This is a genomic window from Rhizomicrobium sp. (genome assembly GCF_056722145.1).
Window position 1 is genome coordinate 30,720 of the sequence record NZ_JBWZET010000210.1, and the last position, 15,454, is coordinate 46,173.

General features: G+C 64.8%; 17 protein-coding genes. 12 read left to right on the forward strand and 5 right to left on the reverse strand.

Going from position 1 to position 15,454, the window contains the following annotated elements; translation table 11 throughout:
* Window positions 1–3: 3 nt before the first annotated feature.
* On the reverse strand, window positions 4–996 hold the full coding sequence (locus tag AC1P6P_RS11395) for an AAA family ATPase (protein WP_481402559.1): 993 nt from the start codon (window positions 994–996) through the stop codon (window positions 4–6).
* 152 nt (window positions 997–1,148) lie between these two features.
* Here AC1P6P_RS11395 and AC1P6P_RS11400 point away from each other — a divergent pair, with 152 nt between their 5' ends.
* From AC1P6P_RS11400 to AC1P6P_RS11410, 3 genes are read left to right on the forward strand one after another with little or no spacing between them, the layout of a single operon-like run.
* On the forward strand, window positions 1,149–1,745 hold the full coding sequence (locus tag AC1P6P_RS11400) for a CoA pyrophosphatase (RefSeq protein ID WP_481402560.1): 597 nt from the start codon (window positions 1,149–1,151) through the stop codon (window positions 1,743–1,745).
* Between the two features lie 23 nt (window positions 1,746–1,768).
* Complete coding sequence (locus AC1P6P_RS11405; protein WP_481402561.1) at window positions 1,769–2,950, forward strand: CCA tRNA nucleotidyltransferase; 1,182 nt, start codon at window positions 1,769–1,771, stop codon at window positions 2,948–2,950.
* Window positions 2,950–3,792: a protein phosphatase 2C domain-containing protein gene (locus AC1P6P_RS11410; RefSeq protein WP_481402562.1), complete on the forward strand. Its 843-nt coding sequence runs from the start codon at window positions 2,950–2,952 to the stop codon at window positions 3,790–3,792. The genes AC1P6P_RS11405 and AC1P6P_RS11410 overlap by 1 nt, the downstream gene beginning before the upstream one ends.
* On the opposite strand, the gene AC1P6P_RS11415 is transcribed toward AC1P6P_RS11410, so the two are convergent.
* Together AC1P6P_RS11415 and AC1P6P_RS11420 are read right to left on the reverse strand one after the other, a co-directional pair.
* Complete coding sequence (locus AC1P6P_RS11415; protein ID WP_481402563.1) at window positions 3,789–4,502, reverse strand: YjbE family putative metal transport protein; 714 nt, start codon at window positions 4,500–4,502, stop codon at window positions 3,789–3,791. The genes AC1P6P_RS11410 and AC1P6P_RS11415 overlap by 4 nt on opposite strands.
* Window positions 4,503–4,602: 100 nt before the next feature.
* Window positions 4,603–5,067, reverse strand: a complete 465-nt coding sequence (locus AC1P6P_RS11420; RefSeq protein WP_481402564.1) for a tRNA (cytidine(34)-2'-O)-methyltransferase — start codon at window positions 5,065–5,067, stop codon at window positions 4,603–4,605.
* 211 nt (window positions 5,068–5,278) lie between these two features.
* Here AC1P6P_RS11420 and petA point away from each other — a divergent pair, with 211 nt between their 5' ends.
* Genes petA through AC1P6P_RS11440 form a run of 4 tightly spaced genes read left to right on the forward strand, consistent with a single transcriptional unit; the run spans window position 5,279 to window position 9,549 of the window.
* Complete coding sequence (gene petA / locus AC1P6P_RS11425; RefSeq protein ID WP_481402565.1) at window positions 5,279–5,848, forward strand: ubiquinol-cytochrome c reductase iron-sulfur subunit; 570 nt, start codon at window positions 5,279–5,281, stop codon at window positions 5,846–5,848.
* A gap of 11 nt (window positions 5,849–5,859) precedes the next feature.
* A complete protein-coding gene (locus tag AC1P6P_RS11430; RefSeq protein ID WP_481402566.1) occupies window positions 5,860–7,131 on the forward strand; it encodes a cytochrome b in 1,272 nt (423 codons plus the stop codon).
* A complete protein-coding gene (locus AC1P6P_RS11435) occupies window positions 7,131–7,970 on the forward strand; it encodes a cytochrome c1 (RefSeq protein WP_481402567.1) in 840 nt (279 codons plus the stop codon). Before AC1P6P_RS11430 ends, AC1P6P_RS11435 begins: the two co-directional genes overlap by 1 nt.
* Window positions 7,971–8,001: 31 nt before the next feature.
* Entirely contained in the window at window positions 8,002–9,549 is a 1,548-nt protein-coding gene (locus AC1P6P_RS11440) for an ATP-dependent DNA helicase (RefSeq protein WP_481402568.1), read from the forward strand.
* A 5-nt stretch (window positions 9,550–9,554) separates the two neighbouring features.
* On the opposite strand, the gene AC1P6P_RS11445 is transcribed toward AC1P6P_RS11440, so the two are convergent.
* Both AC1P6P_RS11445 and AC1P6P_RS11450 read right to left on the reverse strand, forming a co-directional pair.
* Window positions 9,555–10,889, reverse strand: coding sequence for a glycoside hydrolase family 27 protein (locus tag AC1P6P_RS11445; protein ID WP_481402569.1), 1,335 nt, complete (start codon window positions 10,887–10,889; stop codon window positions 9,555–9,557).
* A 9-nt stretch (window positions 10,890–10,898) separates the two neighbouring features.
* Complete coding sequence (locus AC1P6P_RS11450) at window positions 10,899–11,414, reverse strand: hypothetical protein (protein WP_481402570.1); 516 nt, start codon at window positions 11,412–11,414, stop codon at window positions 10,899–10,901.
* 111 nt (window positions 11,415–11,525) lie between these two features.
* On the opposite strand from AC1P6P_RS11450, the gene AC1P6P_RS11455 reads away from it, so the two are divergent.
* The 5 genes from AC1P6P_RS11455 (at window position 11,526) to mtnA (ending at window position 15,432) form a co-directional block, all read left to right on the forward strand.
* Window positions 11,526–12,401, forward strand: coding sequence for an S-methyl-5'-thioadenosine phosphorylase (locus tag AC1P6P_RS11455; RefSeq protein WP_481402571.1), 876 nt, complete (start codon window positions 11,526–11,528; stop codon window positions 12,399–12,401).
* Between the two features lie 124 nt (window positions 12,402–12,525).
* Window positions 12,526–13,053, forward strand: coding sequence for an adenine phosphoribosyltransferase (locus AC1P6P_RS11460; RefSeq protein ID WP_481402572.1), 528 nt, complete (start codon window positions 12,526–12,528; stop codon window positions 13,051–13,053).
* 237 nt (window positions 13,054–13,290) lie between these two features.
* Entirely contained in the window at window positions 13,291–13,905 is a 615-nt protein-coding gene (locus AC1P6P_RS11465) for a glutathione S-transferase family protein (protein ID WP_481402573.1), read from the forward strand.
* 10 nt (window positions 13,906–13,915) lie between these two features.
* Window positions 13,916–14,356, forward strand: a complete 441-nt coding sequence (locus AC1P6P_RS11470) for a hypothetical protein (RefSeq protein ID WP_481402574.1) — start codon at window positions 13,916–13,918, stop codon at window positions 14,354–14,356.
* Window positions 14,353–15,432 carry an S-methyl-5-thioribose-1-phosphate isomerase gene (gene mtnA / locus AC1P6P_RS11475; protein ID WP_481402575.1) on the forward strand — a complete coding sequence of 360 codons (1,080 nt, stop codon included), beginning with the start codon at window positions 14,353–14,355 and terminating at the stop codon, window positions 15,430–15,432. Before AC1P6P_RS11470 ends, mtnA begins: the two co-directional genes overlap by 4 nt.
* Window positions 15,433–15,454 lie beyond the last annotated feature (22 nt).

A 15,454-nucleotide genomic window follows, 5' to 3' on the forward strand; every position in this document is an offset into this window, starting at 1 on the left:
TTCCTACAGCGTGCGGCACAGCCGCTCGATCACGGTGGTGACGGTCAGGCCTTCGGCGCGGGCGGCGAAATTGAGCGCCATGCGATGACGCAACACCGGCTGAGCCAGTGCCACGACGTCGTCGGTGGAGGGCGCCAGCCGGCCTTCGATCAAGGCGCGGGCGCGACACGCCAGCATGAAGGCTTGGGACGCGCGCGGCCCCGGTCCCCAGGCGATGACATTGCGCAAGTCGGGCGCGGCGTCGGCTTCGGGGCGGGCGGAACGCACCAGGCGCAGAATGGATTCGACCACCGTGTCGCCGACCGGAATGCGGCGCACGATGGCTTGCGCGTCCATCAGGTCGGCCGGCGTGCACACCGCCTTGGCCTGCTTTTCCTTCCCGAAGGTGGTGGCGAGCAGCATCTCTTTTTCGGCATCCTTGTCGGGATAACCGATATCGATCTGCAGAAGGAAACGGTCGAGCTGGGCTTCGGGCAGCGGATAGGTGCCTTCCTGTTCGAGCGGGTTCTGCGTCGCCAGCACGTGGAATGGCGCCGGCAGATCGTAGCGAGCGCCGGCAACCGTCACTTGCCGCTCCTGCATCGCTTGCAACAGCGCGCTCTGGGTGCGGGGGCTGGCGCGGTTGATTTCGTCGGCCATCAGAAGCTGGGTGAACACCGGGCCGGGAATGAAACGGAAGGCGCGATGGCGGTCGTCGGTCTCTTCCAAGACCTCCGAGCCGATGATGTCGGCGGGCATCAGGTCGGGGGTGAACTGGACGCGCTTGAAGTTCATGCCGAGCACGGTCCCCATCGCTTCCACCAGTTTGGTCTTGGCGAGGCCGGGCACGCCGATGAGAAGGCCGTGGCCGCCGGCCAGCAGCGTAATCAGCGCCTGATCGATGACGTCCTTCTGGCCGAAGATGACTTCGCCGATGCCGGCGCGCACCGCCTTTGCGAGGCTGGCGGCCCGCTCGGCGCGTTCGACCGCTGGTTCCTCGCCGATCGTTTCGTTCATGGAAAGCTATCCAGGTCGGTTGCAGGGAAGGCTTAGGCTTGCCTATTGTTGCCGCATCGCGCGGATATGCGCGGCAGCCCCCGTTTTGTACCCCGGCGGGCGCAAGGCAACAAGGATAACACGCCACGCCGACCATGGACGCCGGAGCCTTTTTGAAGCTGGAAACATTACGATCGCGTCTGAATCAGACCCCGCCGCCGCTGGTGCCGGTCCGCAGCGACTATGATCTCAATCCTGCGGCGCGTCCGGCTGGGGCGCGCACGCTCACGCCGGCGGCAGTACTGGTGCCGATCGTGGCGCGGGCCGAGCCGACGGTGCTGTTCACCCGGCGTAGCATCGCGCTCAAGCGCCATGCCAGGCAGGTCAGCTTTCCCGGTGGCGCCGCCGATCCGGGCGATGCCTCGCTGGTCGCCACCGCCTTGCGCGAACTCAACGAGGAGACCGGCATCGATCCGGCGCTGGTCCGCGTCGCCGGCTTTCTCGACGCCTACGAAACCGTCACCGCATTTGCGGTGCTGCCGGTGGTGGGCCTTGTCGACGAAGGCTTCACGCTGGCCCCCGATGCGCGCGAGGTCGATCTGGTGTTCGAGGTGCCGCTTGCCTTCCTGATCGATCCGGCCAGTTGCCGTGAAGAACGGACCGAAATCGGCGGCCGGGCGCGCCGCTTCTACGCCTTCCATTATGAAAGCCATTATATCTGGGGTGCCACGGCTGCTATGCTGGTGGCGCTCGCCGGACGGCTTCGATGACGCGACTTCCTCCGCAACCCTTCATGTCCGCGCCGGAAACGGTGGCGCTGATGGCGGCGCTGGGCGAGGCGCGCTTTGTCGGCGGGGTGGTGCGCAATGCATTGCTCGGCAAGCCGGTCCGCGACATCGACATCGCGACGCCCCATCCGCCGCAGAAGGTGCAGACTCTCTTGGAAGCGGCCGGCATCAAGGCGGTGCCGACCGGCATCGAGCATGGCACCATCACGGCGGTGGTGGCGGGCGTGCCGTTCGAGGTCACGACTTTGCGGCGCGATGTGGAAACCGATGGCCGCCGCGCCGTGGTCGCCTTCACCGACGATTGGGCCGAGGATGCCCAGCGGCGCGATTTCACCATGAACGCACTCTATGCCGATCGCAGCGGCGAGGTGTTCGATACGGTCGGCGGCATTGCCGATCTCGAAGCCGGTAAGGTGCGGTTCGTCGGCGATGCCGTGACGCGCATCCGCGAGGATTATTTGCGCATCTTGCGCTTGTTCCGCTTCCACGCCTGGTATGGCGCCGGCCCGCTCGATGCCGAGGCGCTTGCCGCCGCCGAACAGGAAAAGGGTGGATTGGCCAGGCTCTCGGGCGAACGCATCGCCAAGGAAATGCTGAAGCTGCTCGAGGCCGAAGCGCCGGTGGCGGTGCTGGTGGCGATGGGCGAGATCGGGGTGCTGTCCGAGGTGATCGCCGGAGCGCCCGACATTTTGCGCCTCAAGCGGCTCATCGCCGCCGAAGCGTCCGCGGCGCTGGCGCCCGACGGATTGCTGCGCTTGGCCGCGCTGATACCGCCGACGGCGGCGGCCGCGGTGGCGGCGCGGCTCAAACTTTCCAACGCCCAGCGCGACCGGCTCATCGACCTCGGCCGCGGCGAGGCGCTGACGCCCTATCTTTCCACCCAGGACGTGGCGAAGCTGCTGTACCGTCTCGGGCCCGAGCGCTTGCGCGATCGCGTCCGGCTGGCATGGGCCGATGCGCCCGCAGCGTTCGTGCAATGGCGCACTTTTCTCGCCACCGCCAACGATTGGCAGCGCCCGGTTTTTCCGCTCGGCGGTAACGATGTCCTGGCGGCCGGCGTCGCCAAGGGGCCTGCCGTCGGCCAGGTGCTGGCCGAGGTGGAAGCGTGGTGGATCGACAATGGCTTCACGGACGATGCCGCGGCGTTGCACAAGGCGCTGCAGACGGCGGTGGGAAAGGTGCGCTGATGGCGTTCGAAATTGTGGAATCCCTCAGCCTGCCGGGTGATGCCGCCAAGCCGAACGAGGACGCCTTGGCCGCCGAGCCGTTCGCCGCGGTGGTGCTCGATGGCGCTACCATGGTGTCGGAAAACCTGATGCCCGGGCGCAGCGATGCCGCCTGGATCGCGAGTTTCGGCGCCCGCCGGCTGCTGGCGCATTTGAAAAGCGGGGATACACCCCGCGCCGCCTTGCGCCATGCCCTTGCCGATGCCGAGCGCTCGTTTGCGGGCCTGCGCAAGCGCGCGCCGGCCGAGCCGTGGGAAATGCCGTGTGCCTCGATGATGGCGGCGGTGCCGTGCGACGGCGGCTTCGAGGCGTTGTGGTATGGCGACTGCGTCGCGCTGGTGCAGCGTCCCGGTGAGGCCTGCGAGGTCGTCGGTCAGCCCGTGGAAGCGCGCGCCGGCGAATGCGACAACGCGCGGCTGTTTGCCGAACGAACGGGTCTCGCGCCGGTCGAAGCCCTGAAACTTCCGGAGTACATCGCCTATTTCCGGGCCGGACGCAGCACCATCAACGGCCGCGGCGGGTCGTGGCTGTTCTCGCCCCAGGCGCCGGCCTCCGAGCATGTCAGCCATCGCCGCATCAGCGCTCCGCCGGGATCGCAGGTGTTGTTGTGCTCCGACGGCTTTCTGGCGCTGGTTTTGTACGGGCGCTATCAGGTCGGCGATCTGGTCGGCGTGGCGGCGCAAACGGGTCTCGCCGCTCTGGGCACCGAATTGCGTGCGATTGAAACCGGCGATCCCGACGGGATCACGCATCCGCGCTTCAAGACAAGCGACGACGCCACGGCGGTGCTGCTGCGGATTTAGGCGATACCGAGGGCGCGCAGGATCGGGTCGGTGCCGCCTGTCGTGTGCACTTTGACGAAGCCTTCCCAGATCAGGCGCATGGCGACAAAGAAGACGATGAACACACCGGCATAGCTGATCCAGGGATATTTGTGCAGCAGCCGCGCGATCAGGGTGGCGGCGGCGCCCATCAGGGCGATCGACAGCAGCAAGCCGATGATCAGAACTTCAATATGGTTGCGCGCCGCGCCGGCCACGGCCAGCACGTTGTCGAGCGACATCGAGATGTCGGCGATGGCAATCGACACGATGGCGCGCCGGATCGCCTGCGCATGGCAGCGGCTGTCCTCGACCATGGCACAGGCCGGATTGGGCAATTCGTGGCCATTCTCGCCGGCAAGGATTTTCTGCGCGGCATGTTCCTTGTTGGCATGCCAGACGTCGCGCGCCAGCCGCCCCGTCACCCACAGCAGCAGGAAGCCGCCCAGGATCACCAGCGAGACCCACTTCATCATTTCGATGGCAAAGACGGCCAGCAGGATGCGCAGCACCACCGCGGTGGCGAGGCCCCAGAAGATCACCGTCTTGCGGTCGGCCTTGGCGACTTGGGCAGCGCTCATGCCGATGACAATGGCGTTATCGCCCGCCAGAACGACGTCGATCAGGAGGACCTGCAGCAGTGCGAAAACCCCGCCCTGGGTGAATATGTCGAGCGGGTTGAAGAAAGCCAACGGTGTTTACCTCGAGCGGGCCTTGCGAACTGATGTGGGGTCCGGTGGGCCGAAATGCCAGTGCCAATATGGCTTATACGCGAAATCCCTCAGTGTTGGCCTAACGGAAATTGCCGCGAGCGAAGCCGCTGGTCTGGCGCAGCGCCTCGCCCAGGACCATGGCGCCGGCCATGGCGACATTGATCGAGCGCAGGCCTTCGCGCATCGGAATCAGCAGGCGGGCATCGGCGCGGTCATGAATTTCCGCCGGCACCCCGGCGCTCTCGCGCCCCAGAAGCAGGATGTCAGACCCCGCAAAAGTGAAGTCGCAATAGGGCATTGCGGCTTTCGTGGTCAGCAGCACCAGTCGCGCCCCGGCGAGGGTTTCGGCAAAAGCCGACCAGCTGGCGTGGCGGGTGGTGTCGGCGACCCCGAGATAATCCATGCCGGCCCGGCGCAGCTTGGGCTCGCTCCACAGGAAGCCGCAGGGTTCGATGATGTCGACCGGCACGCCGAGGCAGGCGCCCAGCCGCAGCAGCGCACCGGTGTTCTGCGGGATGTCGGGTTCGAAAAGGGCTAGACGCATGCTTCCGTGACGGTATTTGTTGATCGTGTCGCTAGGTTGATTTGGGGGCGGGAAGTGCCCGCAACAGCCCGGGGATGCTGAAGATTTCTGCGGCATCGTGCCGCAATCCCCTTCATAATCGACTCTCTATTTTGGCCTTTTCCTCTGGGGGGCCGCGCTATTTTATCGCGGTGCCCGGCTGGATCGTACGACCTGACGCGAGGACTCGACTTTGGCGACTGATACCACTCCCGAACCGACGCGGCGTGACTTCCTTTACATCGCGACCGGGGCGGCGGCCACCTTCGGCGTCGGCTTGGCGGCGTGGCCCTTTCTCGATCAGATGAATCCGTCGACGGCGGTGTTGGCGATGGCCTCCATCGAGGTCGATATCAGCGCCGTTCAGCCGGGCCAGCAAGTGATCTTCAAGTGGCGCGGTCATCCCTTGTTCGTCCGTCGCCGCACGCCCAAAGAAATCGCGGAGGCCCGCGCCGTGCCGCCCTCCGATCTGCCCGACGGGCTGGCGCGCAATGCCAATCTCACCGACTCGGCGCCGGCGACCGACGCCAACCGCGCCATCAAACCGGAGTGGCTGGTCGTGGTCGGGGTCTGTACCCATCTGGGATGCACGCCGACGGTGTCGACACCGCAGTCGCCGCAAGGAAGCTATGGCGGTTGGCTATGCCATTGCCACGGCTCGGAGTACGACACCGCCGGGCGTATCCGCAAAGGACCGGCGCCGCAAAATCTGGCCGTTCCCCCCTACGCCTTCACCGGCCCCGCCAAGCTCAAGATCGGTTAAGGGAAGCTCTGATGGCGCACCAATCGTCCTATATTCCCAAGACCCGGATCGCCCGCTGGCTTGACCAGCGCCTGCCGATCGTGCGGCTGGTGAACGACTCGTTCGTGACCTTCCCGACGCCGCGCAATTTGAATTTCTGGTACACCTTCGGCGGCATCCTCACCGTGATGCTGGCGGTGCAGATCGTCACCGGCATCGTGCTCGCCATGCATTACGTGCCGAGCGCTGATCTTGCGTTCGCCTCGGTCGAGCAGCGCATCATGCGCGAGGTCAATTACGGCTGGCTGATCCGCTACATCCACGCCAACGGCGCCTCGATGTTTTTCCTCGCCGTCTACATCCACATCTTCCGCGGCCTCTATTATGGTTCCTACAAGGCGCCGCGCGAGGTTTTGTGGATTCTCGGCGTCTTCATTTATCTCCTGATGATGGCGACGGCGTTCTTCGGCTATGTGCTGCCGTGGGGCCAGATGTCCTATTGGGGTGCCACCGTGATCACCTCGCTGTTCTCGGCGATCGATCAGATCATCCCCAACCTCGGCACCGCCATCACCCATTGGCTATGGGGCGATTTCGCGGTCGGCGATCCGACCCTCAACCGGTTCTTCTCGCTGCATTACCTGCTGCCGTTCGTGATCGCTGGCGTGGTCGGCTTGCACATCTGGGCGCTGCATGTGCCGGGCAACAACAATCCGCTCGGCATCGATGTCAAAGGCCCGCAGGACACCGTGCCGTTCCATCCCTGGTACACGGTCAAAGACGCCTTCTACATGTCGCTGTTCTTCATCGTGTTCCTGGGGATCGTGTTCTATGCGCCGAACTTCTTCGGCAATCCCGACAATTACATCCAGGCCAATCCGCTGGTGACGCCGCCCGACATCGTACCGGAATGGTATCTGCTCCCATTCTACGCCATGCTGCGCGCCATCCCGTCCAAGGTGATCGGCGTACTGGTGCTGGTGGTGTCGCTGCTGACGCTGCTGGGCGTTCCTTGGCTCGACACCTCCAAGGTGCGCTCCTGCCGTTTCCGGCCGCTGATGAAACAGCTGTTCTGGGTGTTCGCCGCCGACTGCATTCTCTTGGGCTATGTCGGTTCGCAAGGCGCCGACGCCGCCTGGAATCTCGGCGGCATCGATTTTCCGCTGGTGTGGCTGGCGCGGGCCGGCACGCTCTATTATTTCGCCTTCTTCTGGGTGTTGATGCCGTGGATCGGCAAGAAGGAAGTGACGCGGCCGTTGCCCGAGAGCGTCGCCCAGTCGGTTCTCGGCAAAGGGGGGCAGTGATGAAAGCGCTATGGCTTGTTGCCGTTGTGGCGCTGATGGCGCCCTCGCTCGCCGAGGATCTGACCCAGCCGCAGCCGCCACGCCAGCAGAGGTGGTCCTTCGACGGTGCCGCTGGCACCTATGACAAGGGGGCGCTGCAGCGCGGCTTTCAGGTCTACAAGGAAGTCTGCTCCGCCTGCCACAGCCTGAACATGGTGGCATTCCATGATCTCAGCGGTCCGGGCGGTCCCGGCTTCACCGAGGCACAGGCCAAGGTGATCGCGGGCGGCTATAAAATCCCGGCCGAGCCCAACGACCGCGGCGAGGTATTCGATGACAAGGGCAACCGGCTGACGCGCCCCGGCATTCTCGCCGATCATTTTCCGCCGCCCTTTGCCAACGAACCGGCGGCGCGGACGGCCAATGGCGGCGCCTTGCCGCCCGATCTGTCGCTGATCATCAAGGCGCGTCCGGGTGGAGCGAATTACGTCTATTCGATCCTGACCGGCTTTCATCAGCGTCCGCCGCACGGCTTCGCGGTGCAGGATGGCAAGTACTACAATCCCTATTTCGCCGGCCGCAACATTTCGATGCCGCCGCCCTTGAACCAGGGCTCGGTCACGTTCAGCGACGGCACCCCGGCGACGGTCGACAACGAAGCCAAGGCGGTGGTGACGTTTCTCGCCTGGGCTTCGGAGCCGCAGCTTGAAGCCCGCCACCGTATCGGCCTCGAAGTGATGGCATTCCTGGTGCTGCTGGCCGGCCTGTTGTTCCTCTCCTATCGCAAAATCTGGCACGGCAAGCCCGAAGACGAAGGCGCCGTCCACGATTTGCCGGCAACGGAAACCGAAAAGCCGTAAGGTAAGACGCCTTAAGCAATGAAGGGGCGTCATGTCCGGCCTCGAGATCAACGACGAATTCCGCCGTGCTCTTGACGTGATGGAGCACACCGACCGCAGCGTCTTCATCACCGGCAAGGCGGGTACCGGCAAGTCGACGCTGCTGGCGCACTTCTGCCAGACCACCGAGAAGCGCACCGTCGTGCTGGCGCCGACCGGGGTTGCGGCCCTCAACGTCAAGGGCCAGACGATCCATAGCTTCTTCAATTTCTATGTCGACGTTACGCCGGAGAAAATCCGCGCCAAGAAGGTCAAGCCGCGTACCCCCAAGCTCTACAAGTCGCTGCGCACGATCATCATCGACGAAGTCTCGATGGTCCGCGCCGACCTGCTCGATTGCGTCGACGTGTTCCTGCGGATGTATGGACCAGAGCCGGGCAAGCGTTTCGGCGGCGTCCAGATGATCTTCGTCGGCGATCTTTACCAGCTGCCGCCCGTCGTCACGTCGCGCGAGCGCGAGGTTTTCAGCACGGTCTACCAGACGCCGTTTTTCTTCAGTGCGCCGGCAATCGCCGACATGGCGCTGGAAATCATCGAGCTGGAAAAGGTCTACCGCCAGAAAGACGCGCATTTCATCGCGTTGCTGAACCGGATCAGGAACAATTCCATCGACGAGACCGACCTTGATCTGCTCAACGGCCGGGTCGGCTCGGGATCGACGGATGCGCTTGCCATCCATCTGACGGCGACCAACAAGCGGGCGGACGAAATCAACACGGCCCGCCTCGCGGCCGTCAAAGGCAAGCTATATCGCGCCCAAGCGGTCGTCGAAGGCGAATTCACCGAGGAGTATTATCCGACCGCCACCGAGCTTGCCTTCAAGGTCGGCGCCCAGGTGATGATGCTCAACAACGACAGCGAGCGGCGCTGGGTGAACGGCAGCATCGGCGTCATCAAGGCGGTGAAATCGGACGACGACGGTGAGATGGTCGTGCGCGTCCGCCTGCGCGACAGCGACGACACCGTCGACGTCACGCCTTACGCCTGGAGTGTGTACCGTTTCCGGGTTGAAGGCGGGGTGCTGGTGTCGGAGCCGGTCGGAACCTTCACCCAACTGCCGTTCCGGCTGGCCTGGGCGATCACGATCCACAAGAGCCAGGGCAAAACCTTCGACAGCGTCACAATCGATCTCGACCGCGGCGCGTTTGCGGCCGGCCAGACCTATGTCGCCTTGAGCCGCTGCACCTCGTTCGAGGGCATCGCGCTGCAGCGTCCGATCACCAAAGGCAGCATCCGCGCCGATTGGCGGATTTATTCGTACCTCACCGGCCATCAATATCGCAAAGCCGAGGCCGCCCTGCCGTGCGACGAGAAGGTGGCGCTGATCAAAACGGCCATCCGCGACAAGCGCCTGCTCGAAATCGTCTACCTGAAGGCCAACGACACCAAGTCCAAGCGCATCGTGCGCCCGCTATCGGTCGGGGCCGAGATCTATCGCGACAAGAAATTCATCGGCATGCGGGCCTATTGCACCCTGCGCGACGAAGACCGCATGTTCCGCGTCGACCGCATCCTCGCGATCAAGCTGGCGCCGGCGTAGCCCGCTTACTCCACCCGCCAAATCATGCTGCCGTGCGCCGGCAGGGTGGCGTTGATGCCGTGCGGTGCCGCCTTCTTCTCGTCGGTGAAAAGGTCCTTCAGTGCGGCGCCCTTCAGTCCCAGTTCCTTCCACGTTGCCGACACCGTCATCGGCTTGTCGGAAAGATTGAACGCGGCGACGGTGGCGACGGGGTTGGCACGGCTGCCGGTCAGCGCCACCCAGACGCGCGCATCCGCCTGTTTCAGCCCGTCGACGGGATAGCTCTCCCACGCCGTCTGATTGACCGCGATCAAATCCTTGTTGGTGATGAGGATCTTCAGCGAGTCATCCATCTTGGTCAGATTGGCGCCGAGGATCAGCGGCGAGCGGGCGATCGCCCACAGCGTGAACCAGGTGCGGGTTTCGTCGGCCGTCAGGCGCGATGGACGCGGTTCGCCCCAGCCGGGATGCGGTGTCAGAGAACCGAACGGCAGCATGTCGGCATCGGGCCAGGCACCGGGCTTGGCATAAGCATGCCACTCGGCCAGTTTCCTGAAGCCGGTGAGAAGACCGTTCGGCCAGGCGTTGGGCGCGAAGTCCCAACCATCCCAGGAATCGTCGGCGATGCGCCACAGCTGCGCCAAGCGCCCGACCTCTTCGGCGTGGGTGATGGCGGTCGGCCCCGGCGACAGGCTAAGGACGATGTCGCGGCCGCTGTGCACAATCGCGTCGTGCACCTGGCGGATTTCGGTCGGCTTGTAGGGATGGTCGGAAATGCAGTCGACCTTGATGTAATCGACGCCCCAGTCGGCGTACTGCTTGACCATGGAATCGTAATAGGCCTGTCCGGCGGCGTTATCAGCGACGCCGTAATTGCCGTCGTCCCAGGGGCAGAGATCGCCGCGATCGGCCGCCTCGCTGGCACGAAAGCGAGAACCCGCGATCGGCAAATCGGCCTCCACCGCCGCCTTCGGAATGCCGCGCACCACATGGACGCCGAATTTCAGGCCTTGCGCGTGCACCCAGTCGCCAAGCGGTTTCAGGCCGGCCTGGCCCGCAGCCGAGGGAAAGCGTGCCAGCGACGGGATGAGCAATCCATGGGCATCGAGCTGGTAACGCCGGTCGGCCAGCTTGGCGCCGGCGGGATTGTCCATGTACCAGCCTTCGTCGATCACCGCGGTGGTCCAGCCCAGCGTTTTCATCGTCGCCAACACCGCGACGTTGGCCTTGAAATCGGCTTCGGTAATGGTGAAGCCATAGGCGTCCCACGAATTCCATCCCATCGGCGGGGTTGGCGCCAACGGCTCGGCGGCCACGGCGACGGTAAGCGCTGCCGAGAACAGGAGGGCGTAGCGGAGCATGGGATTCCTCTAATGAGCCAGCAGAATGTCGCGGCTTTCGCCGGTCTGAACATGCACCTGCAGCATCAGCGAGCCGCCGGACTCGAGGCGGAATTTGCCGTCGCGCCAGGTGATGGTGGTGACGACATAATACGCGCCGTCGGGCAGTTCGGTGAAGGAAAAGCGCCCTTTGGCGTCGCAGCGCGTTGTCCGGGCGGTGGTGAAATAGCGCGGATCGTCGCCGCCGAAGTCGGCCGGGCGGCCGCCGAGATAGGGATTGAAGCCGTCCTCCTCGGACCCGTAAAGCGCCCGCATCCGTTCGCGCGCATAGATCGAGACTGGGAACAGCGTCACTGGCAAAGCGGCGCAGGTTTTCACGGTGCCGCGCGCGGTGCGCAGGATGGCGCTGCCGGTGATGGTGTTGGTGCCGCGGGCGGCAAACCACGCGACCTCGGCGGGCTCGAAGCGGCTCGTCAGGGGCCCGGGAGCGTCGGTGCAGCCGGCAACCGTGGCCAGTATGGCGGCAAAAGCGGCATTCGAACGCATCGTATCCCCCCGATGAGCCCCACCTATTGGTACCAGCCTGCCGGCTCAGGGTCCATCGGCTTGCCCGGCGCCCGCCGCGTGCTAAAAGGCGCCCCGAAAAGAGGGATACCCATGGCCAAGCGCGTTCTCGGAATCATCGGCGGCAGCGGCGTTTACGACATCGAAGGCCTGGAGTGGGCGGAATGGCACCGGGTTGTCAGCCCGTTCGGCCAGCCTTCCGACGAGCTGTTGTTCGGCCGCTATGCCGGCGTCGACATGGTGTTTCTGCCCCGCCACGGCCGCGGCCATGTCCAGACGCCGTCGACAATCAATTACCGCGCCAACATCGATGCGATGAAGCGGGCCGGCGTCACCGACATCATTTCGGTCTCGGCCTGCGGCTCGCTCAAGGAAGACCTGGCGCCCGGCACCTTCGTGTTCGTCGATCAGTTCATCGACCGCACCTTTGCCCGGGAAAAGAGCTTCTTCGGTCCTGGCCTCGTCGCCCATGTGCCGATGGCCCACCCGGTCTGCCCGGCGCTGGCGACGGCGCTGGAAGAGGCCGCCACGGCCGAGAACATCCGCCACGCCCGCGGCGGCAGCTACATCTGCATCGAGGGGCCGCAATTCTCGACCCTGGCCGAGTCCCACCTTTACCGCCAGTGGGGCTGTTCGGTGATCGGCATGACGGCGGCGCCGGAAGCCAAGCTGGCGCGGGAAGCGGAAATTCCCTACGCCCTGGTGGCGATGGTCACCGATTACGACTGCTGGCATCCCGACCACGAACACGTCACGGTGGATGCAGTGATCAAGGTGCTGATGCAGAACGCCTCCAATGCGCGCCGGCTCGTCACCGCGGTCGCCGAGCGCCTCGGGCCCGAGCGCAAGCCCTCGCCGATCGGCGTGGAAACCGTGCTCGACGTCGCCATCATGACGGCGCCCGACAAGCGCGATCCGGCCTTGATGGCCAAGCTCGACGCGGTCGCCGGACGGGTGCTGAAGAAATAGCGCTGCGGCGTTCTGCTGCGCTGCGGTCCGGCCCCTGATCGAGGTGTGCGCCGCGGCAGAAAATGTGCAATAGAAGGTCGCCAACGGGGGTGCCCCGGGGGCGTAGCTTTCGGGAGCCTCGGGAATGGATTTCAAGCCTTACATCCGCACGATTCCGGATTATCCCAAGAAGGGAATCCAGTTCCGCGATGTGACGACCCTGTTCGGCAACCCGCGTGCCTTCCGCGCCGCGGTCGATGCCCTGGTCCAGCCCTATGCCGGCGTGAACATCGATCGCATCGCCGGGATCGAGGCGCGCGGCTTCATTCTCGGCGGGGCGGTGGCGCATCAGCTTTCCACCGGCTTCGTGCCCGTCCGCAAGAAGGGCAAGCTGCCGTGGAAGACGCTGTCCGAGGAATATGATCTCGAATACGGCAAGGATCAGGTCGAGATTCACGTCGACGCGGTCAAGCCCGGCGACCATGTCGTGGTGGTGGACGATCTCATCGCCACCGGCGGCACCGCGTTTGCCGCGATCAAGCTCTTGGAGCGCGCCGGGGCCAAGGTGGTCGGCTGCCTGTTCCTGGTCGATCTTCCCGATCTCGGCGGCGCCGACAAAATCCGCGCGCTGGGCAAGGACGTAACCACGCTGGTGGCGTTCGAAGGCGAGTGAACCTCTGTCATCCCCGGCCGACCCGACGTAGCGCGAAAGCGCTTAAGACGGGGAGGGGACCCAGGGTTTGCCGGCAAGGCGGTTTCGGTCATCTGGCAAGAAGCTCTTCGTCAAGATGGCGCCGAGTTATCCAGGTGGAGAGACCTGGGTCCCCTTCCCCTCGCTGCGCTTCGCTTGCTCAGCCGGGGATGACACCAGGGGGTTGGACGAGACCCTTCGTTTTTTTGGAGCAGCACCATGAAGCTCTACACTAATCCCGCCTCGCCGTTTGCGCGCAAGGCGCGGATCATCGTGCGCGAATTGAACCTCACCACCGTGGTCGAGGAAGTGGACGTGCCGCGCGAAGGCCTCGGCGATGGCTTCCGCGCCATCAATCCGCTCGGCAAGATTCCGGTCCTGGCGCTGGCGGATGGTTCGACCATCTTCGATTCCCGGGTGATCTGCGAATACCTCAACGAAACCGGCGGCGGCCGGTTCTTCCCCGGCCGGGCGCTGCTCAGGGAGAATTCCGGCCATTGGCGGGCCCTGACCCTGCAGGCACTCGGCGACGGCATCTGCGACGCGGCGGTGGCGCGCAATTACGAGCGGCTGAGGCCGGCCGAATTGCAGAGCGCGGCGGTGATCGCCAAGCACATGAATGCGGTGACCTTCGGGCTGGACGTGCTGGAGCGGACCCGCTTCACCGATAAGGTTACCATTGGCGAGATCGCGGTCGCCTGCGCCATCGGCTACCTCGATTTCCGCATTCCGGAGCTGTCCTGGCGCGATGCCCGTCCGAATTTGCGAGACTGGTACGAAAAATTTGCGCAATATCCCTCGATGCAGGCGACTTGGCCGGCGCAACTGGTATGAGGACATGACGATGCGCGCGATGCTGCTGGGGATGGCGGTTGCTTTCGCGGGGGCGGCGATGGCGGCGACGCCGCCGGCCAAGCTGGAGGTGCGGTTGGTGGTGCCGTGTCAGCCCGGCGACCCGACCTTTGCGCTGGTCGGCGGCAACGAGGAAGTCTGCCTCGGCAAGGACACCCTGCTCGACGCCTCGGGCGTGGTGAAGGTGCAGCGCTATCCGGTGCTGCCCAAGGCCGTCATGGAGATTTCCGATGCCGCCTCGCAGCGGCTGTACGATCTGTCCGCCGACAAGGAAGGCGAGCGCGTTGCCTTCCTCTTCAATGGTCGCCTGATCTTTCTTCCGGTCATCTATGCGCCGGTGAAGACCAAGGAACTGCAGATCACCCTCAAGAACGACCCGGACGACATCGACGCCCTGGTCGCCGCCTTCCCTGGGGGCGTTGCCGCCCAATGAAAATTCACGGCCGCCCTTACCGCACCATCTGGACCCGCCCCGACGAATCCGTGGAAGTGATCGACCAGATCAAGCTGCCGCATCGCTTCGACACCGTGGTGCTGAGGACGGCCGAGGACTGCGCCGAAGCGATCCGCAATATGACGGTGCGCGGGGCGCCCTTGATCGGCGCCACGGCCGCTTACGGCGTGGCGTTCGCGATGAAGAAAGACCCGTCGTCGAAAGCGCTGATTGCCGCGCTCGATCTTCTGGGCTCGACCCGCCCGACCGCCGTCAATCTCAGGTGGGCGCTGAAGCGGATGCACGATGTGTTGCATGCGAAAACCCATGGCGAGCGCTTTGCCGAAGCCTGGGCGGAAGCGGCCGCGATCTGCGACGAAGACGTGGAGGTTTGCCGCGCCATCGGCGAGAACGGTCTTCAGATCTTCCGCGAAGCCGCCGCCAAGAAGACCGGCACGCTCAATGTGCTGACCCATTGTAACGCCGGCTGGCTGGCGACCGTCGATTGGGGCACGGCCCTGGCGCCGATCTACATGGCCTACAACGAAGGCATGGACATCCATGTCTGGGTCGACGAAACCCGGCCGCGCAACCAGGGCGCTTCGCTGACCGCCTACGAGCTCGGCGCCCACGGCGTACCGCACACCATCATCGCCGACAATGCCGGTGGTCATTACATGCAGCACGGTAAGGTCGATCTCTGCATCGTCGGCACCGATCGCGTCACCCGCAACGGCGACGTCGCCAACAAGATCGGCACGTATCTGAAGGCGCTGGCGGCCAAGGACAACGGCGTGCCGTTCTACGTCGCGCTGCCGTCGCCCACCCTCGACATGAGCCTCGCCCAGGGTGCCGACATCCCGATCGAAGAGCGTTCTTCGGACGAGCTTCTCAAGATGACTGGACGGCTGGCCGAAGGCAGCCTTGCCACCGTGGAGATCGCCGCCCCCGGCTCGCCCGCCGCCAACCCCGCCTTCGACGTGACGCCGGCGCGCCTCGTGACCGCCTTCATCACCGAACGCGGCGTCTGCGACGCCACCGAAGCGGGCTTGAAAAGCCTGTTCCCGGACCGCTGAGGGTTTTGCGCGTATCGCGACC

Bases quoted from the DNA above. Each gene is read 5' to 3' on its own strand.
- AC1P6P_RS11395 (WP_481402559.1), bottom strand. From the start codon at position 996: ATGAACGAAACGATCGGCGAGGAACCAGCGGTCGAACGCGCCGAGCGG.
- AC1P6P_RS11405 (WP_481402561.1), top strand. From the start codon at position 1,769: ATGTCCGCGCCGGAAACGGTGGCGCTGATGGCGGCGCTGGGCGAGGCG.
- AC1P6P_RS11410 (WP_481402562.1), top strand. From the start codon at position 2,950: ATGGCGTTCGAAATTGTGGAATCCCTCAGCCTGCCGGGTGATGCCGCC.
- AC1P6P_RS11420 (WP_481402564.1), bottom strand. From the start codon at position 5,067: ATGCGTCTAGCCCTTTTCGAACCCGACATCCCGCAGAACACCGGTGCG.
- AC1P6P_RS11430 (WP_481402566.1), top strand. From the start codon at position 5,860: ATGGCGCACCAATCGTCCTATATTCCCAAGACCCGGATCGCCCGCTGG.
- AC1P6P_RS11435 (WP_481402567.1), top strand. From the start codon at position 7,131: ATGAAAGCGCTATGGCTTGTTGCCGTTGTGGCGCTGATGGCGCCCTCG.
- AC1P6P_RS11440 (WP_481402568.1), top strand. From the start codon at position 8,002: ATGTCCGGCCTCGAGATCAACGACGAATTCCGCCGTGCTCTTGACGTG.
- AC1P6P_RS11445 (WP_481402569.1), bottom strand. From the start codon at position 10,889: ATGCTCCGCTACGCCCTCCTGTTCTCGGCAGCGCTTACCGTCGCCGTG.
- AC1P6P_RS11450 (WP_481402570.1), bottom strand. From the start codon at position 11,414: ATGCGTTCGAATGCCGCTTTTGCCGCCATACTGGCCACGGTTGCCGGC.
- AC1P6P_RS11455 (WP_481402571.1), top strand. From the start codon at position 11,526: ATGGCCAAGCGCGTTCTCGGAATCATCGGCGGCAGCGGCGTTTACGAC.
- AC1P6P_RS11460 (WP_481402572.1), top strand. From the start codon at position 12,526: ATGGATTTCAAGCCTTACATCCGCACGATTCCGGATTATCCCAAGAAG.
- AC1P6P_RS11465 (WP_481402573.1), top strand. From the start codon at position 13,291: ATGAAGCTCTACACTAATCCCGCCTCGCCGTTTGCGCGCAAGGCGCGG.
- AC1P6P_RS11470 (WP_481402574.1), top strand. From the start codon at position 13,916: ATGCGCGCGATGCTGCTGGGGATGGCGGTTGCTTTCGCGGGGGCGGCG.
- mtnA (WP_481402575.1), top strand. From the start codon at position 14,353: ATGAAAATTCACGGCCGCCCTTACCGCACCATCTGGACCCGCCCCGAC.